Origin of the sequence: Acidithiobacillus sp. M4-SHS-6 (assembly GCF_047421495.1) — a bacterium.
In the GTDB taxonomy this organism is placed as follows: Bacteria; Pseudomonadota; Gammaproteobacteria; order Acidithiobacillales; family Acidithiobacillaceae; genus Acidithiobacillus.
Genome location: NZ_CP175559.1, coordinates 2,639,544 through 2,659,243, shown reverse-complemented (window position 1 = coordinate 2,659,243; position 19,700 = coordinate 2,639,544). Strand labels below are relative to the sequence as shown.

Below are 19,700 nucleotides of genomic sequence, written 5' to 3'. Positions count from 1 at the left end.
ATAATGCAACCATGTTGCATTAATGGATTTTGCGTGATGTCAAAGGTGGGTACTGCTCCCGAAACCCTGAAAGGCGATGTGGTCAGTCTCTGGGGTTTGATCAGTCAGAGTATTTCCGGCATGGCGCCCACTTGCGATGTGGTGGCTTTCATGACTGCCGGTGCAGCTTTTGCGCTGGTGGCATTGCCCCTTTCCTATCTTTGGGCTTTTGCGCTCATGTTCATCGAAATGAACACTATCTATCATCTCAGCAAACACCGGGCTTCAGCGGGTGGATATTATGCCTATGTGGCGGCGGGTCTGGGGGCCCGTCCGGCATTACTCACGGGTTTTATGGTGGTGTTCTATCAGTTGCTCAGTGTGGCGGGCATTCCGGTATATGTGGGCGGCGTTTTTTTGCCGGGGCTGGCAAAAAGTATGGGTTACCCCTTACCCGCCTGGTTCTGGTTGATCACCATTTTGTTTTTTATTGGGGTTCCCTGGATACTCAGTATTTCCGGGATTCGTCCCAGCATTCGCGTGGTGGCGGTGACCAGTTTTGTGGAGGTGGCCTTTCTGGTCATCGCCTCCATGGTCATCATTGCCAAGGCGGCACCGCTGCATCCCTGGGCGCCTTTTTCCATCCCGCCAGATGGCTGCAAAGGGGTGGCCATGGGCATGATATTCGCCATTACCAGCTTTATTGGTATTGGCAGCCATACGCCCCTCGGTGAAGAGGTGCGGGGCCCCAGAACCCAGCGTGGCAGACTGATTGGCAAGGCCGCATTGCTTTCCCTGACCCTGGTAGGTGCCGCGCTGGTGCTTTCCGCCTATGCCCTGACCGTCGGGTGGGGGCCGACGGAGATGGCCAGTTTCGCCAATGCCGATGCGCCCGGAGTGACGGTCTTCTTGCGTTATCTCGGCCCAGTGGGTGGCATAGCGCTGGTCATCCTCGCCATCAATAGCGCCATGGCCGATAGCCTTGCCTTGTTGAACAGCTCCTCCCGGGTTCTCTATGCCATTGGAAGGGACGCCCTGATTTCCGAACGCTTTGCGCAAGTCAGCAATACCCAGGCTCCGCAACGCAGCATTACGGTGATCACCGGTTTGACCATCCTGGTCGCGGTGCTGGCGGTGGCGGTATTTGGGTCCAGTAACGGTTTTAATGTATTGACCACGAGTGTTCTGTTCGGGCTGGTCACTGCCCATACCCTGATGAACGTATCCCTGATGCGTCTGGCCCATGCGGATCATGAAGGGACCAACACCCGCCTGCTCTATCATTATCTCCTGCCTGTCATTGCCACAGGCTTGTTCTGGTGGGTTTTATATGAGTCCATTGTGCCGCTGGCCTATCCTCTGGATTGGTCGCTGGCCGCCTGGTTGGGATTCGGTCTGCTGGTACTGCTGTATGTGATGCGGGTGCATGGTCGGATTCATCCCGATCACCGCCATCATCTGGGCACTGTCCGCCCACCCCAATAAGTTGTCCAGATGCTTTATCATGAAGCGCTAACAGCGCCATTTGTAAGTGTTTCTTCGGGTTTCAAGGCTTGACACCCATGCACGCCTCGTTTAGCTTGCCAGCATGAGTTCCGCTACCCGTAATACCCCCAGAACGGTCCGCCCCACTCCGGCCGGGCCAGCAAAAGCCACGCCTCGAAAATCCTGGCGTCGAGAGGCCTTGTTGTTGATCATGCTGGCCATGGCAACATTCATGGCCATGTCCTTGCTGAGTTTCCATCCCGCTGATCCCAGCTGGTTTAACAGTGGCAAAGGGCTGGCTGTACAAAATTGGGGAGGAGAAGCCGGGTCTTATCTGGCGGATTTCCTGGTGCAGTTCATGGGAATGGCCGCCTGGTTGCTGCCGCTGACCCTCTATGCCTGGGTGGTGCAGCTCTGGAATCATTGGTTTCGGCAGCGGCCGGGGCGCCGCTTGGCCCCCGTCGGCGGGTTGGCCATTTTGCTGGGCATGATGACTTTTCTGGCCCTGGTCTGGCCAGCAGCTTGGTGGCCGGTGCGTGGTACCCTTGCCGGAGGCATCCTCGGTCAGGAAATCTCCAGCCTCTTTCAGCCGCTGATAGGTTCCGGCGGGAGTGCCCTGCTGTTTCTGGCCGTTTTCGTGCTTGGTATATTTCTGCTGACAGGGCTTGGTCCCCGGGAAATGCTGACCAGACTTGGGAACGTTTCCCGCCGTTGGCGCGGCCTGAATGTGCCTTTCCGCCCGCGACTCAACATGCCCCGATTCAGGCGAAGGGGGAAGCCTCCATCGGAGAGCGCGGTCGTTCTATCGAACCCAAGTCCGACGGTTTTAGAAAGCAAGGCCGCCGAGGCATCTCCGAGTTTTTTCGCGGCCAAAAAGTCACGATCCGTCGCCACAACCCCGTCGCCAAAAAATGCCCGGCAGATGCCATTGCCAGCACCTGTGGGTCCTCCCCGGGCGGATGGTCTCCCTGATCTGGCCTTGCTGGACCCCGCCGGCCCCATGGACCCCACTGGTCAGCTGGACCCCGAAACCCTGGCCCAGCAGTCACGCATGCTCGAAGAAAAAATGGCCGATTTTGGGGTGCAGGCCACCGTAGTAGCCGCCAACCCCGGACCGGTGATCACCCGCTTTGAAATTGAACCGGCTCCCGGCGTCAAGGTGAGCCAGGTGGCGGGACTCAGCAAGGATTTATCCCGCGTGCTGGCGGCCCGGGTGCGGGTGGTGGAGGCGATTCCCGGCAAGGCCACCATGGGTATCGAGGTGCCCAATCCCCGGCGACGAACCGTGCGGTTGTCGGAAGTACTTTCCAGTTCTGGCTTCAGCCATAGCAAGAGTCTGTTGACTCTGGCCTTGGGGCAGGACATCGCCGGCCAGCCGGTTTCGGCGGATCTGGCCAAAATGCCCCATCTCCTCGTCGCGGGGACCACGGGCGCCGGCAAATCCGTGGGCGTCAATGCCATGATATTGAGCATCCTCTTCAAGGCTACGGCCGCCGAGGTGCGCCTGATCATGGTGGATCCCAAGATGCTGGAATTATCCATTTATGAGGGAATTCCGCATCTCCTGGCACCGGTGGTCACGGACATGAAAGAAGCGGCCAATGCCTTGCGCTGGTGCGTGGCGGAGATGGAAAGACGCTACAAACTGATGGCTTTTGTCGGCGTCCGCAATCTTGCCGGCTATAATCAGAAGGTCAAGGAAGCCATTGCGGCGGGGCATCCTTTACCGGGTCCTGACAAGGATCTGGACGGGAAGCCCATCACCCTCAATACCTTACCCGCCATTGTCGTGATCATTGACGAGTTTGCGGATCTGATGATGGTGGTCGGCAAGCAAGTGGAAACCCTGATTACCCGTCTGGCCCAGAAAGCCCGGGCCGCCGGATTGCACCTGATCATGGCGACCCAGCGTCCCTCCGTGGACGTCATCACCGGTCTGATCAAGGCCAATGTACCGACCCGGATCGCTTTTCAGGTTTCCTCGCGGATTGATTCGCGCACCATTCTCGACCAGATGGGTGCTGAAACCCTGCTGGGTCAGGGAGACATGCTCTATCTGCCGCCGGGCTCCGGTTACCCGCAACGGGTGCATGGCGCCTTTGTCAGTGACGACGAGGTGCATCGTGTCGTAGAGTCCTTACGCCAGTTGGGCGCACCCCAGTATGATGAGCGTATTTTACAGGGTGGTGAAAGTGCTGACGGTGAGGATCTGGATGGTGCTGGCGGCGAAGATGCCGATCCCCTTTATGATCAGGCGGTGGCCATTGTCACCAGCAGTCGCAAGGCCAGCATTTCCTACGTGCAGCGACAATTGAAGGTGGGCTATAATCGCGCCGCACGCATGATTGAAGAAATGGAAAGAGTGGGTGTTGTTGGCCCTTTGCAAAGTAACGGGAGCAGGGAAATTTATGGAGCAGCACCACCGGGGCGTGATTAAATCGATGCAATCCAGGAGCCGTGGTTTTTGGCGACTGTGGTCAATCGGGGGCTTTGTTTGTTTACTGGGCTGGAGCTCATGGGCAACGGCGGCTTCCGGCCTGGATATTTTGCATCATTTTTTTCAGGGCACCCATACCATTACTGCCCAATTCAGTCAGGAAGTGGCGAACCATGACGGCCAGATTGTCAAAAAGGCCAGTGGTCGTCTGTGGATTTCCCGCCCCGGCCAATTTCGCTGGGACTACAGTGGTGCCAATGGACAGACCATTGTTTCCAACGGGACCAAAGTCTGGCTCTATGAGCCCGCTCTGCAACAGGTTACCGTTCAACCCCTGGGGAAGGCCCTGGGTTCCACCCCAGCGGCCTTGATTGCCGGCAATGATGACCTGAGCCAGCGTTTTGATATCAGCGATCTGGGCACAAAAAATCAGTTGCACTGGTTATTGCTGCGTCCCAAAAACGGTCAGGATCAGGGTTTCACCTCCTTGCGTCTGGGCTTTAACCAGGCAGGCATCCTGCAAGAAATGCGTATGGAAGATGCTTTCCAGCAGGAGACCGTCCTGCATTTTACCCATATACAAATCAACTCTGCCATTCCGGCCAAGGAGTTCCAGTTTACCGCTCCTGCCGGAGTCGATGTTCTTTCGCAATAAATTTTTCTGGAGTGGCTCATGCGTAATGTCAAAACCGGTTTGACCCTTCTGGCCCTGGGCCTTTTTGTCAGCGTGCAGGCCCAGGCATCCGGGTTTGCGGTGCCCACATCAGTCGTGGGTCTTTCCGAAGCGGGGGCTACCGTAGCCGATGCCAGTCCCGTCAGCAGTTTTGCCACTAATCCTGCGGGCATGGTGTTTTTCCCCGGAACTCGCGCCAGTCTGGATGTGCTGGCTTCAGAGTCCCGCTATAAAAAAGATGGGGTGGGTGCCAGCAATAATCTGCTGATCATGCCCAATTTGTTCGTGACCCACCGCTTTGATGATCTGCCTCTGGCTGCCGGACTGGGCATTACCTCTCCCTATGGGATCAAAGCCACCTGGCCAGTGGGGAGCTTAAGTGCGGAGCAGACGCAGCCCTACAAAAATGATCTGCGCATCATCGACATCAATCCCGGTGTGGCTTACCTGATTCTGCCCAATCTGAGTATTGGTGCAGGGCTGGATTATTACCAAAGTCTCAGCACTACTTTTGGACCGCATTCCGGCAATGGCGGCGGTGTCGGCGGCAATGTCGGCCTGTTCTACACCACCGAAACCTTCAATGCGGGTCTGAGTTACCGCTCGACAGCCAACGTGGGGAGCGATATTCGCCTGCCCAGTCAGGTCCAGGCCGGTATCCGCTACCGCTTCACACCCGCATTTGCCACCGAGCTGGATGTGGACTGGAACGACTGGAGTAATACCCGCCTACCCGGTTATGGTAACCTCGGCTGGAAATCAGCCCTCGCCTATCGTCTGGGTTTGAGCTATCACTTCAGTCAGTTCCTGGCGTTGCGTGGCGGGCTCGCCCACGAAGACAGTCCGACGGATGGCTCCAGTATCCAGGCTGCCGCACCGGCGCCGAGCAGCAACCTGGTGTCCTTTGGCCTGGGTATCGGCCTTGGACATTGGCAGTACGACCTCGGGGCTTCCTATGCCCTTTCCGGTAGTGCCACTTCCTATGCCCAGCCTTTTCCCGGAAGCTATAAAGCCAGCACCTTCAACTTCGGTGCGGCTATTTCCCGGCATTTTTGACTCCGGTCATCCTCGGGAATCTCTTGCTGAATCAAGAACGTGATCTCCGCCCCCTGGCGGCGCGTCTGCGTCCCCGGAAACTGGAAGATGTGGTCGGCCAAGCGCATCTTCTCGGGGAAAAGGGACCTTTGCGCGCCATGCTGTGTTCCGGTCGCCTCCATTCCATGATTTTATGGGGTCCACCAGGAACCGGAAAAACCACTCTTGCCCAGTTGCTGGCCCAATCTACGGGTAGTCAATTTCAGGTGCTTTCGGCGGTCAACAGTGGCGTCAAGGAAATCCGCGCGGCCATCGGCAGTGCCGAAGCGCACCGCGTTCAGGGGCAGGAAACCGTCTTGTTTATTGACGAAATCCATCGTTTCAACAAAACCCAGCAGGATGCCTTGCTGCCCTACGTGGAAGAAGGGATCATTACCCTGATTGGTGCCACCACCGAAAATCCCAGTTTTGCGCTGGTCAACGCCCTGCTTTCCCGGGCGCGGGTTTATGTGCTCAAGACTCTGGAGGAGGCCGATCTGGCCATCATTCTTGAGCGAGCCTTGCAGGATCCCACCCAGGGCCTGGGCGCACGCTCCATTGATTTTCCGGCTGAATTGCGCCAAGGCCTGCTGCGCGCGGCGGATGGAGATGCCCGCCGCCTCCTGAATTTGCTGGATCTGGCTGTGCAACTTGCGGACTTGCAGGAAGATACCGTACGGATTACGCCCCAGGCCCTGATGGCCGCTACCGGGCAAAGCTGGCGGCGTTTCGACAAGGGAGGTGAGGCCTTTTATGACGAAATTTCTGCATTCCATAAATCCTTGCGCGGCTCTGATCCCGATGCCGCCCTGTATTGGCTGGCAAGAATGCTGGATGGTGGTGCCGATCCCCTGTATCTGGCCCGACGTCTGGTGCGGATGGCCTCTGAAGATGTGGGCCTTGCGGATCCGCGCGCTGTGGAAATGGCCCTGGCGGCCAAAGATGTCTATCAGTTTCTGGGCAGTCCCGAGGGCGAGCTGGCACTGGCTCAAGTGACGGTGTACCTGGCCAGCTGCCCCAAAAGCAACCGTGTTTATGCGGCCTGGAATCGGGCACAATCCCTGGTCAAAGCCGGAACCAGCCAGGAAGTCCCCTTGCATTTGCGCAATGCCCCGACCAAATTGCTCAAAACGCTGGATTATGGCAGAGAATATCAATACGATCACGACTATCCCGATGCCATTGCCCCCGGCCAGGAATACCTGCCACCAGCATTGGCCGGAACCCGTTTTTATGAACCCAGCGAACGCGGGCTGGAACTGCGCATTCAGGAACGTCTGCGCTGGATTCGCGCCCATCGCCCCACTGCTCAAGAGAAAAAACCCCATGCTTGACCCCAACTTGTTGCGCAACGAACCCGAAAAGGTCGCTGCCGGACTCGCCCGTCGGCATTTTACCCTGGACGTCAATACCTTGAAGACGCTGGATCAGCAGCGCAAGACCCTGCAAATTCAGATGGAAGAGCAGCGCAATGCCCGCAACGAAGCTTCCCGGGAAATTGCCCAGGCGCGTCGGCAGGGGCTGGATACCCGCGCCATGCAAGCGGCTGCCGGACAGTATGGGGAAAACATCAAGGCTCTGGAGCAATCTCTCGAAAGCGTCTTGCAGCAATGGGAGGCACTGGTCAGCAGCCTGCCCAATCTGCCTCAGGACGCCGTCCCGGAGGGGCGGGATGAAACGGACAATGTCGTGTTGCGGTATTGGGGAACTCCCCGCGAATTTCCCTTTCCCGCCAAGGACCATGTGGATCTGGGGGAGTCTTTGGGGATCCTGGATTTTGCTGCAGGTGCTCGGCTCGCCGGAGCGCGATTCGTGGTGTTGCGGGGCCTGGGTGCTCGTCTGGAACGTGCCTTGACCCAGTTCATGCTGGATTTGCATGTGAATACCCATGGTTACACCGAAATCGCCCCACCTTTTCTGGCCAATGCCGACTCCCTGTTTGGCACCGGACAATTACCCAAATTTGAAGACGACCTGTTTGCCCTGCGCGATGATCCTTATTACCTGATTCCCACCGCAGAAGTGCCTCTCACCAATCTGTTGCGCGGCGAAATCGTGCCCACCCTTCCCCAGAAATTTTGTGCCTATACACCCTGTTTCCGCCGCGAAGCGGGAGCTTATGGTCGTGATACTCGCGGCATGATTCGCCAGCATCAGTTCGACAAGGTCGAGCTGGTGCAGGTGGTGCGTCCAGAAGATTCCGCTGCCGCCCTTGAAACGCTCACTGGACATGCTGAAAAGGTCCTGCAATTATTGGAACTCCCCTATCGGGTCATGGCTCTGTGTGCAGGAGATATGGGTTTCAGTGCCGCGCGGACCTATGATCTGGAAGTCTGGTTGCCGGGCCAACATCAATATCGTGAAATCAGCTCCTGCAGCAATTTTGAAAGTTTTCAGGCGCGCCGATTGCAGCTGCGCTATCGCGGCGAAGATGGTAAGCCCCAACTGGTGCATACCCTGAATGGCTCAGGGCTGGCCATTGGCCGCACCCTGGTGGCCTTGCTTGAAAATCACCAGCAAGCCGACGGCAGTGTGTATATTCCCGAAGCGCTACGGCCCTACATGGGTGGTATGGACATCATCCGGGCGTAAGACGATGTCTGATCATTATGTGCCCGTCAGTTGTGCCTTGCACAGTGCCCTGGAGCTGGCAGCCCTGCAACATCGTCCAGTATTGCTCCATCTGCGCGATGGCCGCCGCTTGCAGGGACAGATTCTGGATGTCTGGACGGCTGCGGGACGGGAATGGCTCAAGCTGCAGGACCAGCAACAGGAACATGTTCTCGATCTCACTTTCATTGATCATCTCCAGGAATCATCCCTTCATGAAACTTAAGTATATTCACTGCTTACTGCTGGGTGGTCTATTGCTCAATGCGCAGGCTGCAATGGCGGCAGAATTTCCCCTGCCAGCGGCAGGCAGCAACATGGTGGGACAACTCAGGGCCGTGTTGGCCCGCCATCAGGATACCCTGCTGGACATTGCCCGCCATTATGACGTCGGATACAACGAAATCCGCGCGGCCAATCCGGGCGTGGATCCCTGGTTACCCGGAGCGGGCACCCGGGTGCTCGTCCCCACGGAATATATTCTCCCCCCAAAACCCTGGCAGGGCATCATTATCAACATTCCGGCCCGCCGTCTGTATTATTTTCCGGAAGGGCAAAAGGTGGTGTATACCTTCCCGGTAGGCATTTTTCGCCCGAACTGGCCAGATCCGGTGGGCAGCACCAAAATTATTGCCAAGGTCAAAAATCCCACCTGGACAGTCCCCAAAAACATTCAGGAAGAACATGCCAAGGCCGGAGAACCCATCCCGGCATTTTTCCCGGCGGGCCCCGACAATCCCATGGGTGAACTGGCCCTGGAAACCGGTTGGTCGCAAATATTCATTCATGGGACCAACAAGCCCTGGGGGGTAGGGATGCGGGTCAGCCATGGCTGCTTCCATGTGTATCCGGAAAATGAGGTGCAGCTCTTCAAAATGGTCAAGGTGGGTACGCCCGTGCGCAGCATCGATCAACCCTATGTCGTGGGTAGCAACGGCAATGGCAACTTATATCTGCAAAGTTTTGAGCCCGTAGAGGCCTACCACAAGGGCGCCAATAATCAGCAGCGTGCAGTGGATGCCATCACCGCATTCAGCACGGCGATGCATCAGAGCTGGACCATCAACTGGCAGCGCGTCATCAATCTGGTAGAAAAACCCAATACCGTACCGGTGGCCATCAATATCAACACCCCGGATCTGGCGACGCTGGTCAGTCAGTTGAATGCCCAACCCTATGATTTTGCCCCCTATGGGGACACTGCCAATACCGCTACACCGCCGCCGGCAGCGGTGGCCATGGAAAATTCCGCCCAGTAAACCGGGGGGAGAGGGCGCTGAAAAAAGTGCTTGCACAGCCCCAGACCCCCATGTATAGTGCGCTCTCTCGACGGGGCAGAGAGCCTGAAAGAGAGCGACAAAACAGAAAGGTATTGACAGTAAATTGGCTTGCCTTGTATGATTGTCGACCCTGTTGCGGGGTGGAGCAGCTTGGCAGCTCGTCGGGCTCATAACCCGAAGGTCGTAGGTTCAAATCCTACCCCCGCTACCAAGATTTCGTAACATGTAGTTTCGTTCTTTCACAGCCGAGTGGAGATGTGTGGGGTTTAGGCCCTGGGCAGGGTTAGCGGGTTTAAAGGCCTGCTGATTTTGCTGGAAGTTGAACAAATTGTATGGATTGAACGTAAGAGTTTGATCCTGGCTCAGATTGAACGCTGGCGGCATGCCTAACACATGCAAGTCGAACGGTAACAGGTCTTCGGATGCTGACGAGTGGCGGACGGGTGAGTAACGCGTAGGAATCTGTCTTTGAGTGGGGGACAACCCAGGGAAACTTGGGCTAATACCGCATGAGCCCTGAGGGGGAAAGCGGGGGATCTTCGGACCTCGCGCTGGAAGAGGGGCCTACGTCCGATTAGCTAGTTGGTAGGGTAAAGGCCTACCAAGGCGACGATCGGTAGCTGGTCTGAGAGGACGACCAGCCACACTGGGACTGAGACACGGCCCAGACTCCTACGGGAGGCAGCAGTGGGGAATTTTTCGCAATGGGGGCAACCCTGACGAAGCAATGCCGCGTGGATGAAGAAGGCCTTCGGGTTGTAAAGTCCTTTCGTGGAGGACGAAAAGGCAGGTTCCAATACAATCTGCTATTGACGTGAATCCAAGAAGAAGCACCGGCTAACTCCGTGCCAGCAGCCGCGGTAATACGGGGGGTGCAAGCGTTAATCGGAATCACTGGGCGTAAAGGGTGCGTAGGCGGTGCATTAGGTCTGTCGTGAAATCCCCGGGCTCAACCTGGGAATGGCGGTGGAAACCGGTGTACTAGAGTATGGGAGAGGGTGGTGGAATTCCAGGTGTAGCGGTGAAATGCGTAGAGATCTGGAGGAACATCAGTGGCGAAGGCGGCCACCTGGTCCAATACTGACGCTGAGGCACGAAAGCGTGGGGAGCAAACAGGATTAGATACCCTGGTAGTCCACGCCCTAAACGATGAATACTAGATGTTTGGTGCCACGCGTACTGAGTGTCGTAGCTAACGCGATAAGTATTCCGCCTGGGAAGTACGGCCGCAAGGTTAAAACTCAAAGGAATTGACGGGGGCCCGCACAAGCGGTGGAGCATGTGGTTTAATTCGATGCAACGCGAAGAACCTTACCTGGGCTTGACATGTCCGGAATCCTGCAGAGATGCGGGAGTGCCCTTCGGGGAATCGGAACACAGGTGCTGCATGGCTGTCGTCAGCTCGTGTCGTGAGATGTTGGGTTAAGTCCCGCAACGAGCGCAACCCTTGTCCTTAGTTGCCAGCGGTTCGGCCGGGCACTCTAGGGAGACTGCCGGTGACAAACCGGAGGAAGGTGGGGATGACGTCAAGTCCTCATGGCCTTTATGTCCAGGGCTACACACGTGCTACAATGGCGCGTACAGAGGGAAGCCAAGCCGCGAGGTGGAGCAGACCCCAGAAAGCGCGTCGTAGTTCGGATTGCAGTCTGCAACTCGACTGCATGAAGTCGGAATCGCTAGTAATCGCGGATCAGCATGCCGCGGTGAATACGTTCCCGGGCCTTGTACACACCGCCCGTCACACCATGGGAGTGGATGGTACCAGAAGCCGTTAGCCCAACCCTCGGGAGGGCGATGACCACGGTATGGTTCATGACTGGGGTGAAGTCGTAACAAGGTAGCCGTAGGGGAACCTGCGGCTGGATCACCTCCTTTAAAGAAACGGGTCTAGACCCCACACACGCCACTCGGTAAGGAATTGGGCCTATAGCTCAGCTGGCTAGAGCACACGACTGATAATCGTGAGGTCAGTGGTTCGAGTCCACTTGGGCCCACCAAATGGGGCTGTAGCTCAGTTGGGAGAGCACCTGCTTTGCAAGCAGGGGGTCACCGGTTCGAGACCGGTCAGCTCCACCACAGGGGAGAGGCCCGCGCCGCGCGGGTCGGACGCCGGGGTGGAGGGAGTCAGCGGTAGGCAGTAGGAGTAAAGGGAATTTAAAGAGTCCGTAGTAGTGAGTTTCTGGTGAGAAGCTGAGTACTACCGATTCAGGGTAACGAAGCGGTATTGTTCTTTGACAGTTGAGGAAGGGAAGGCCATGTATGTCATCTTGCCGATGGCATGCCTCCAGGTGGATGCTTGGGGATATATGGTCAAGTGAATAAGGGCATACGGTGGATGCCTTGGCAGAGACAGGCGATGAAGGACGTGGCTACCTGCGAAAAGCCTCGGGGAGCTGGTAAACGAGCTTTGATCCGGGGGTATCCGAATGGGGCAACCCAGCCAGAGTGATCTGGTTATTGCACACTGAATACATAGGTGTGTAAAGCGAACGCGGTGAACTGAAACATCTCAGTAGCTGCAGGAAAAGAAATCAACCGAGATTCCCGTAGTAGCGGCGAGCGAACCGGGAGCAGCCTTCATGATGTAGCGAAAGACTTAGGAGAACGACCTGGGAAGGTTGGCCGTAGTGGGTGATAGCCCCGTATCCGAAAAGTCCTTCGTGGAACTAGGCATGAGCAAAGTAGGGCGGGACACGTGGAATCCTGTCTGAAGATGGGGGGACCATCCTCCAAGGCTAAATACTCGTCTCTGACCGATAGTGAACCAGTACCGTGAGGGAAAGGCGAAAAGAACCGCGGAGAGCGGAGTGAAATAGATCCTGAAACCGTATGCCTACAAGCAGTGGGAGCCCGTTATACGGGTGACTGCGTACCTTTTGTATCATGGGTCAGCGACTTACTTTCTGTGGCGAGCTTAACCGAAGAGGGGAGGCGTAGGGAAACCGAGTCTGAATAGGGCGACAGTCGCAGGGAGTAGACCCGAAACCGGACGATCTATCCATGGTCAGGATGAAGGTGGGGTAAAACCTACTGGAGGTCCGAACCCACGCCCGTTGAAAAGGTCGGGGATGAACTGTGGATAGGAGTGAAAGGCTAAACAAGTCCGGAGATAGCTGGTTCTCCCCGAAAGCTATTGAGGTAGCGCGTCGCGTATTACTGCCGGGGGTAGAGCACTGTTACGGCTAGGGGGCTGTCACGGCTTACCAACCCGTTGCAAACTCCGAATACCGGCAAGTAGAGCGCGGCAGACAGACGGCGGGTGCTAACGTCCGTCGTCAAGAGGGATGAAAACCCAGACCGCCAGCTAAGGTCCCCAAATATGGCTCAGTGGGAAACGATGTGGGAAGGCCCAGACAGCTAGGAGGTTGGCTTAGAAGCAGCCATCCTTTAAAGAAAGCGTAATAGCTCACTAGTCGAGTCGGCCCGCGCGGAAGATTGAACGGGGCTCAAGCCATATACCGAAGCTGCGGGTGTGTTCGAAGAACACGCGGTAGGGGAGCGTTCGGTAAGCCGATGAAGGTGTGTTGGAAAGCATGCTGGAGGTATCCGAAGTGCGAATGCTGACATGAGTAGCGATAAAGGGTGTGAAAACCACCCTCGCCGTAAGCCCAAGGGTTCCTGCGTCAAGTCAATCTGCGCAGGGTGAGTCGGCCCCTAAGGCGAGGCCGAGAGGCGTAGCTGATGGGAAATCGGTTAATATTCCGATACTGTTGCAAGATGCGATGGAGTGACGGAGAAAGGTAGCTCAGCCGGGTGTTGGACGTCCTGGTTTAAGCGTGTAGGGAGTCTTCTCAGGCAAATCCGGGAAGGCCATTCCGAGGCGTGATGACGATCCTCTACGGAGGAGAAGTGAGTGAACCTACGCTTCCAGGAAAAGCTTCTAAGCGCTAGTCTTGCGATGACCGTACCCCAAACCGACACAGGTGGGCAGGAAGAATATTCCCAGGCGCTTGAGAGACCTCGGGTGAAGGAACTCGGCAAATTGACACCGTAACTTCGGAAGAAGGTGTGCCCTTTTAGGTTGTACTCCCTGGCGGAGGAAGGCCGAAGGGGTCGCAGAGAATCGGTGGCTGCAACTGTTTAACAAAAACACAGGGCTCTGCAAAGACGAAAGTCGACGTATAGGGTCTGACGCCTGCCCGGTGCCGGAAGGTTAAGTGAGGGGGTGCAAGCTCTTGATCGAAGCCCCGGTAAACGGCGGCCGTAACTATAACGGTCCTAAGGTAGCGAAATTCCTTGTCGGGTAAGTTCCGACCTGCACGAATGGCGTAATGATGGCCACACTGTCTCCACCCGAGACTCAGCGAAGTTGAAGTCGCTGTGAAGATACAGCGTTCCCGTGGCAAGACGGAAAGACCCCGTGCACCTTTACTACAGCTTAGCATGGGACCTTGAGATGATTTGTGTAGGATAGGTGGGAGGCTGTGAAACCGGGACGCCAGTTCCGGTGGAGCCGTCCTTGAAATACCACCCTGGTGATCTTGGGGTTCTAACCTCGATCCGTGATCCGGATCAGGGACAGTGTTTGGTGGGTAGTTTGACTGGGGCGGTCTCCTCCCAAAGAGTAACGGAGGAGCACGAAGGTACCCTCAGCGCGGTCGGAAATCGCGCAGTGAGTGCAAAGGCACAAGGGTGCTTGACTGCGAGACAGACAAGTCGAGCAGGTGCGAAAGCAGGTCTTAGTGATCCGGTGGTTCTGTATGGAAGGGCCATCGCTCAACGGATAAAAGGTACGCCGGGGATAACAGGCTGATTCCCCCCAAGAGTTCACATCGACGGGGGAGTTTGGCACCTCGATGTCGGCTCATCGCATCCTGGGGCTGTAGCCGGTCCCAAGGGTATGGCTGTTCGCCATTTAAAGCGGTACGCGAGCTGGGTTCAGAACGTCGTGAGACAGTTCGGTCCCTATCTGCCATGGGCGTTGGAGATTTGCGGGAAGCTGCTCCTAGTACGAGAGGACCGGAGTGGACGTACCTCTGGTGTTCCGGTTGTTCTGCCAAGGGCATTGCCGGGTAGCTAAGTACGGTCGGGATAACCGCTGAAAGCATCTAAGCGGGAAGCCCATCCCAAGATGAGATCTCCCGGGGCATAAGCCCCCTGAAGGGCCGTGGAAGACCACCACGTTGATAGGCTCCCTGTGGAAGCGCAGTAATGCGTGCAGCTAAGGAGTACTAATCGCCCGTGTGGCTTGACCATATATCACCCAAGCATCCAGTTTTAAAGAAGCCTTCCCTTCCGATACACCCTGAGTGCACACTCAGGCAGACCCGTTTTAACCCGTTTAAAACTTGTCTGGCGGCCATAGCGCAGTGGAACCACCCCTTCCCATCCCGAACAGGACCGTGAAACACTGCAGCGCCTATGATAGTTGAGGGCCTCCCTCCGCGAAAGTCGGTCACCGCCAGACACCTATACCTGTCAACCCCATCTGTTTACGTTTTGGATGGGGTTGATTTTTTTTGAGTAACTGCGTACGATGCGCAAAAAAGTGGGCCAAGTGCCCACTTTTTGTTTCTGTATCAGGGAATGATGAACGTGGAAGATCGATTGGATCAGGAAATCGCCCGGCAGGTCGGCACCGTGGGCTGCGCCCTGGTCGACGCGCGGATGCTGCGTAATGGCCGAACGGTGACTTTACAGATATTGATTGAAAAAGCAGACGAAACTGCGGTGACCATAGAAGATTGTGCCGCTGTCAGTCGGCAACTGAGCGTCTGGCTGGATGTAGCCAATCCGATTAATGGTGCATATCGACTGGAAGTTTCCAGCCCCGGGCTGGATCGACCGCTGAAAACCCTGCGGGATTTTGAGCGATTTCAGGGGGAACATGCGGAAGTGCATTTGCACGGATTGCATCAGGGTCGCCGTCGCCTCTTGGGGGTTTTGCAGGGGCTGGAGGATCAGAAAGTGGTCATGGAAAATAGCGAGGGGCGCTGGTTATTAGCGCTGGATGACATACACAAGGCAAAGCTGGTTCCCCAATGGTGAAGGGGCGGATATGCAGAGAGGAGCAAGTCAATGAGTCGTGAACTTCTTTATCTGGCGGATGCCGTCGCCCATGAGAAGGATGTGGATCGGGAAGTCATTTTTCAGGCTCTGGAAGCTTCTCTGGTGTCGGCATCCAAGAAAAAATATGGGGCGGACTGGCATATCGTGGTGGATGTGGATCGCAAGACAGGGGATTATGTCACCCGGCGTCTGTGGGAAGTCGTGGCTGATGATGCGGTCGCATTTGATGCTGATCGGCACATCCGTCTGCAAGCCGCCAAGGCGCTGCGTCCCGATGTGGAACTGGGTGGGTTTGTCGAGGAAGTGCTGCCGCCGGTCGAATTCGGCCGTATTGCTGCCCAGACGGCCAAGCAGGTCATTGTCCAGAAGGTGCGGGATGCCGAACGGGATCGGATAGTGTCGGACTTTGCGATACGCAAGGGGGATATTGTCAGCGGTCTGGTCAAACGCATGGAAAAAGGCAACGCCATTGTCGACATGGGCCGCGCCGAGGCCATTCTGCCAAAAGAGGAGATGATGCCGCGCGAGGCCATCCGCCCCGGTGATCGGGTCAAGGCGTATCTGCAGGATGTGCGCCGGGTGCAGCGGGGGCCACAGTTGTTTTTGTCACGGATCAGTCCGGAGTTGCTGATCAAGCTCTTTGCTCAGGAAGTGCCGGAAATCGGTAACGGGATGATCGAGATCATGGGTGCGGCGCGCGATCCCGGCCTGCGGGCCAAGCTTGCGGTGCGCTCCAATGATCCCCGGGTGGATCCGGTGGGAGCCTGCGTGGGGATGCGCGGGAATCGGGTCCAGACCGTCATCAATGAGCTCAAGGGCGAGCGGATTGATATTGTCATCTGGTCTGCTGATCCCGCCAGTTATGTGATCAATGCCTTGTCACCGGCGGAAGTGTCCAGCATCGTGGTGGATGAAAATACCCATAGTATGGACGTGGTGGTGGATGCCGAAAATCTCTCCCAGGCCATTGGCCGTGCTGGCCAGAATGTACGCTTGGCTACCCAGTTGACGGGATGGACCATCAACATCCTGACGGAAGAAGAGGCCCAGGCCAAAAGGGAAGAAGAGGATGCCAAATTCCTCAATCATTTCATTCAGGAGTTGGGGGTGGACGAGGACCTGGCGCGGTTGCTGGTCAGCGAGGGTTTCACCTCCATAGAAGAAGTGGCATATGTGCCCGTCGCCGAGATGATGGAAATCGAAGGGCTCGACGAGGAACTGGTCGGGGAATTACGCCGCCGGGCACGGGATGTACTATTGAACAAGGCCATTGCCCAGGAAGAACAGGTCGCCCTCAGCCAACCCTCCAAGGATCTGCTGCAACTGAAAGGCATGGACAAGGGCCTCGCGCATTTACTGGCCAGCAAAGGGGTGGTGACTGCTGAAGATTTGGCAGAACTGTCCACCAGCGAACTGTGTGAGATGGTCGGTATTGATGAGGAGCGGGCAAAGGCCCTCATTCTGGAGGCGCGTGCGCCCTGGTTTGCTTGATACAAACCCTGTAAACGCGTTGTGCGAACAAGTGGTTTTGGAGAAAGAGGATTATGACGGTAACTGTCGCCAATTTTGCAGCTGAATTAGGTGTAACCCATGCGCGCTTGTTGGAGCAGTTGAATGCTGCGGGCATCAAGAAGAAAACGGCCGAGGATCCGGTCACGGAAGAGGACAAGCATCGGCTGCTGGCTTCGTTGCGCAGTGCCCACGGGGAAGGCGGTGGTGAGCTGCGCCGCATCACGCTGAATCGCACCAGCACGTCGGAAATCAAGCAGTCCGTGGGCGCGGGAAAATCCCGCACCGTACAGGTGGAAGTCCGCCGCAAGCGCACATATGTCAAACGCGAAGTCGCTGTGGATGAGCCCGTCGGACAGCCATCCGTAGTGGAAAGTCCGCTTGCTGAAGCGGTGAAGGTTACTGAACCGTTGGCTCCTGAGCCTGAAACTGTAGCGGCTCCTGTAGAAATGTCGGTTGCAGAACCCGTCCAGGAAACTGCCGCAGCCGTAGCACCGGAACCTGAAAAAACAGCACCGGTTGCCGAGCTTGAGGCTCCGCAGGTCGAACCCGCACGGGGACCGGATAAGCGTTCGCGTGCCGGAGTACGTTCGGGTGCTGAACGCAGCGCTACCGAACGTGCTGCGCCGGAGCGGAGCCGTGCGCCAGTCAGCGAACGCCCGCGTCCAGCCGTAACTGCTCCACCCAAGGCCCCATCGAGTCCGCCCCGTGGCAAAAAATCGGGTCCGGCTGGCCGCGGCGATGAGGACCGCGCCGGACGGCGTGGCGTACGGCGCAATGAAGACGGAGGGAATGCCGAAGCTCTGGCCCGTCGGCGCAAGCCGGGGGACAAGAAAAACCGCAATCGCGGCGGACAGATGGGCAATGAAGCCATCATGGCACCGGTTATTCGCGAAGTGGCCGTTCCCGAAACCATTACCGTGGGTGAGTTGGCCAGCCGGATGGCGATCAAGGCGACGGATGTCATCAAGGCCATGATGAAAATGGGCGTGATGGCTACCATCAATCAGGTGATTGACCAGGAAACAGCGGCCATTGTCGTCGAAGAGCTGGGGCATAAGGTCAAAATGGTCGCCATGACCAGTCCCGAAGCCTTCCTGATGGATGAAGGCCATTCGGAAACGCCGCTCATGCTTCGACGGCCCCCCGTGGTCACGGTGATGGGGCATGTGGATCATGGTAAGACCTCGCTGCTGGATCGCATTCGTTCCGCCCAGGTCGCCAGTGGCGAAGCGGGCGGGATCACCCAGCACATTGGCGCCTATCATGTGGAAACCCCCAAGGGGATGGTGACCTTTCTGGATACCCCGGGTCACGAGGCCTTTACGGCCATGCGTGCCCGCGGCGCCCAGGCTACGGATATCGTCGTGCTGGTGGTGGCCGCCGATGATGGCGTCATGCCACAAACCATTGAAGCCATTCACCATGCCAAGGCGGCACAGGTGCCCATCGTGGTGGCGGTCAACAAGATCGACAAGCCGGGTGTGGATCCCGAACGCATTCGTCAGGAACTGGCTGGTCATGAGGTGGTGCCCGAAGAATGGGGTGGTGATACCCAGTTTGTGAATGTGTCGGCCAAGACGGGACTGCATATTGATGATCTGTTGGACGCCATTCTGCTGCAGGCGGAAATGCTGGATCTGGATGTTCAGAGTAATGGGCCGGCCAAGGGCGTAGTTATTGAATCGCGTCTGGATCGTGGTCGCGGCGTGGTGGCCACTGTGCTGGTGCGGCAAGGTACCCTGCACGCCGGAGATATGTTGCTGGCCGGCGCCCAGTTCGGGCGCGTCAAGGCACTGGTCAATGATGCGGGGCAAAATACCCAGGAAGTAGGCCCTGGTCTGCCTGCCGAAGTTCTGGGTCTCAGCGATGTTCCCCAGGCGGGAGACGAGGTCGTGGTCGTGGCCGACGAACGCAAGGCCCGGGAAGTGGCGCTGTTCAGACAGGGCAAATTCCGCGATGTGCGTCTGGCCAAAAACCAGAAGGCATCTCTGGAAAGTCTCTTCGAAGCTGCCGCAGATGGTCAGTTGCAGCAGTTGAACCTGCTCATCAAGGCTGACGTGCAAGGTTCGGTGGAAGCTCTGACCACGACACTGGAACACCTTTCCACTTCCGAAGTGAAAGTCACGGTCATCCATTCGGGGGTCGGGGGTATTACGGAATCGGACGTGAATCTGGCGGCGGCATCTCAGGCGGTCATTATCGGTTTCAATGTGCGCGCGGAAGCCCAGGCGCGTCGCCTGATTGAAAGTACTGGCGTGGATGTCCGCTATCACAGCGTGATCTATGACGCGGTGGATGAAGTCAAGGCGGCCATGAGCGGTATGCTGGCACCGGAAATTCGCGAGAAGATCATTGGTCATGCCGAAGTGCGGGAAATTTTCCGGGTTCCCAAGGTGGGGACGATTGCCGGTTGTATGGTGATCGATGGCGTGGTGCGGCGGAATGCCAAGGTCCGCGTATTGCGTCAGGACGTGGTGGTTCACAGTGGCGAAATGGATTCGCTGCGTCGCTTCAAGGATGACGTCAAGGAAGTCCGGGAGGGTTTCGAGTGTGGCATCGGCCTGCGCAATTACAATGATCTCAAGACCGGAGATGTCATTGAGGCCTATGAAACCACTGAAGTCGCGCGTACGATCTAGGA

General features: G+C 57.0%; 12 protein-coding genes, 3 tRNA genes and 3 rRNA genes. 17 read left to right on the top strand and 1 reads right to left on the bottom strand.

Annotation, left to right across the window (positions count from 1 at the left end; translation table 11 throughout):
• Window positions 1–36 precede the first annotated feature (36 nt).
• Window positions 37–1,464 carry an APC family permease gene (locus ACJU26_RS13785; RefSeq protein WP_414040187.1) on the top strand — a complete coding sequence of 476 codons (1,428 nt, stop codon included), beginning with the start codon at window positions 37–39 and terminating at the stop codon, window positions 1,462–1,464.
• 90 nt (window positions 1,465–1,554) lie between these two features.
• Here ACJU26_RS13785 and ACJU26_RS13780 read toward each other — a convergent pair whose 3' ends face one another.
• Window positions 1,555–1,698: a hypothetical protein gene (locus tag ACJU26_RS13780; RefSeq protein WP_414040186.1), complete on the bottom strand. Its 144-nt coding sequence runs from the start codon at window positions 1,696–1,698 to the stop codon at window positions 1,555–1,557.
• Between ACJU26_RS13780 and ACJU26_RS13775 the strand changes: the two genes are divergently transcribed.
• The 16 genes from ACJU26_RS13775 (at window position 1,697) to infB (ending at window position 19,698) form a co-directional block, all read left to right on the top strand.
• On the top strand, window positions 1,697–3,901 hold the full coding sequence (locus ACJU26_RS13775) for a DNA translocase FtsK (protein ID WP_414040185.1): 2,205 nt from the start codon (window positions 1,697–1,699) through the stop codon (window positions 3,899–3,901). The genes ACJU26_RS13780 and ACJU26_RS13775 overlap by 2 nt on opposite strands.
• Window positions 3,873–4,556 (top strand): outer membrane lipoprotein chaperone LolA, encoded by a 684-nt coding sequence (gene lolA, locus ACJU26_RS13770; protein ID WP_414040184.1) that lies wholly within the window; start codon window positions 3,873–3,875, stop codon window positions 4,554–4,556. Before ACJU26_RS13775 ends, lolA begins: the two co-directional genes overlap by 29 nt.
• A gap of 18 nt (window positions 4,557–4,574) precedes the next feature.
• Window positions 4,575–5,630: an OmpP1/FadL family transporter gene (locus ACJU26_RS13765; RefSeq protein ID WP_414040183.1), complete on the top strand. Its 1,056-nt coding sequence runs from the start codon at window positions 4,575–4,577 to the stop codon at window positions 5,628–5,630.
• Window positions 5,631–5,653: 23 nt separating this feature from the next.
• The gene (locus ACJU26_RS13760) at window positions 5,654–6,982 is read left to right on the top strand and encodes a replication-associated recombination protein A (RefSeq protein ID WP_414040182.1); all 1,329 of its coding nucleotides are present in this window, start codon (window positions 5,654–5,656) and stop codon (window positions 6,980–6,982) included.
• Window positions 6,975–8,240, top strand: coding sequence for a serine--tRNA ligase (serS, locus tag ACJU26_RS13755; RefSeq protein WP_414040181.1), 1,266 nt, complete (start codon window positions 6,975–6,977; stop codon window positions 8,238–8,240). The genes ACJU26_RS13760 and serS overlap by 8 nt, the downstream gene beginning before the upstream one ends.
• Before the next feature lie 4 nt (window positions 8,241–8,244).
• A complete protein-coding gene (locus ACJU26_RS13750; protein WP_414040180.1) occupies window positions 8,245–8,484 on the top strand; it encodes a Rho-binding antiterminator in 240 nt (79 codons plus the stop codon).
• Window positions 8,474–9,517, top strand: coding sequence for a L,D-transpeptidase family protein (locus ACJU26_RS13745; protein ID WP_414040179.1), 1,044 nt, complete (start codon window positions 8,474–8,476; stop codon window positions 9,515–9,517). The genes ACJU26_RS13750 and ACJU26_RS13745 overlap by 11 nt, the downstream gene beginning before the upstream one ends.
• Before the next feature lie 155 nt (window positions 9,518–9,672).
• Window positions 9,673–9,749 (top strand) — tRNA-Met (locus ACJU26_RS13740).
• A 128-nt stretch (window positions 9,750–9,877) separates the two neighbouring features.
• Window positions 9,878–11,413: ribosomal RNA gene (locus ACJU26_RS13735) — 16S ribosomal RNA — on the top strand.
• 45 nt (window positions 11,414–11,458) lie between these two features.
• Window positions 11,459–11,535, top strand: a tRNA-Ile gene (locus ACJU26_RS13730).
• A gap of 3 nt (window positions 11,536–11,538) precedes the next feature.
• Window positions 11,539–11,614, top strand: a tRNA-Ala gene (locus tag ACJU26_RS13725).
• 232 nt (window positions 11,615–11,846) lie between these two features.
• Window positions 11,847–14,734 (top strand): 23S ribosomal RNA (locus ACJU26_RS13720).
• Window positions 14,735–14,829: 95 nt separating this feature from the next.
• Window positions 14,830–14,945 (top strand): 5S ribosomal RNA (gene rrf, locus ACJU26_RS13715).
• The 16S, 23S and 5S rRNA genes sit together here with 3 tRNA genes alongside, the layout of an rRNA operon.
• A 122-nt stretch (window positions 14,946–15,067) precedes the next feature.
• Entirely contained in the window at window positions 15,068–15,526 is a 459-nt protein-coding gene (gene rimP, locus ACJU26_RS13710; protein WP_414041990.1) for a ribosome maturation factor RimP, read from the top strand.
• 30 nt (window positions 15,527–15,556) lie between these two features.
• A complete protein-coding gene (gene nusA, locus ACJU26_RS13705) occupies window positions 15,557–17,038 on the top strand; it encodes a transcription termination factor NusA (protein ID WP_414040178.1) in 1,482 nt (493 codons plus the stop codon).
• Window positions 17,039–17,091: 53 nt separating this feature from the next.
• On the top strand, window positions 17,092–19,698 hold the full coding sequence (infB, locus tag ACJU26_RS13700; protein ID WP_414040177.1) for a translation initiation factor IF-2: 2,607 nt from the start codon (window positions 17,092–17,094) through the stop codon (window positions 19,696–19,698).
• Window positions 19,699–19,700: the final 2 nt, after the last annotated feature.

Excerpts from the sequence above, each read along its gene's own strand:
- serS (WP_414040181.1), top strand. The coding sequence starts at position 6,975 with ATGCTTGACCCCAACTTGTTGCGCAACGAACCCGAAAAGGTCGCTGCC.
- ACJU26_RS13780 (WP_414040186.1), bottom strand. The coding sequence starts at position 1,698 with ATGAATGTTGCCATGGCCAGCATGATCAACAACAAGGCCTCTCGACGC.
- ACJU26_RS13745 (WP_414040179.1), top strand. The coding sequence starts at position 8,474 with ATGAAACTTAAGTATATTCACTGCTTACTGCTGGGTGGTCTATTGCTC.
- ACJU26_RS13775 (WP_414040185.1), top strand. The coding sequence starts at position 1,697 with ATGGCCATGTCCTTGCTGAGTTTCCATCCCGCTGATCCCAGCTGGTTT.
- rimP (WP_414041990.1), top strand. The coding sequence starts at position 15,068 with ATGAACGTGGAAGATCGATTGGATCAGGAAATCGCCCGGCAGGTCGGC.
- ACJU26_RS13785 (WP_414040187.1), top strand. The coding sequence starts at position 37 with ATGTCAAAGGTGGGTACTGCTCCCGAAACCCTGAAAGGCGATGTGGTC.
- infB (WP_414040177.1), top strand. The coding sequence starts at position 17,092 with ATGACGGTAACTGTCGCCAATTTTGCAGCTGAATTAGGTGTAACCCAT.
- nusA (WP_414040178.1), top strand. The coding sequence starts at position 15,557 with ATGAGTCGTGAACTTCTTTATCTGGCGGATGCCGTCGCCCATGAGAAG.
- ACJU26_RS13750 (WP_414040180.1), top strand. The coding sequence starts at position 8,245 with ATGTCTGATCATTATGTGCCCGTCAGTTGTGCCTTGCACAGTGCCCTG.
- ACJU26_RS13765 (WP_414040183.1), top strand. The coding sequence starts at position 4,575 with ATGCGTAATGTCAAAACCGGTTTGACCCTTCTGGCCCTGGGCCTTTTT.
- lolA (WP_414040184.1), top strand. The coding sequence starts at position 3,873 with ATGGAGCAGCACCACCGGGGCGTGATTAAATCGATGCAATCCAGGAGC.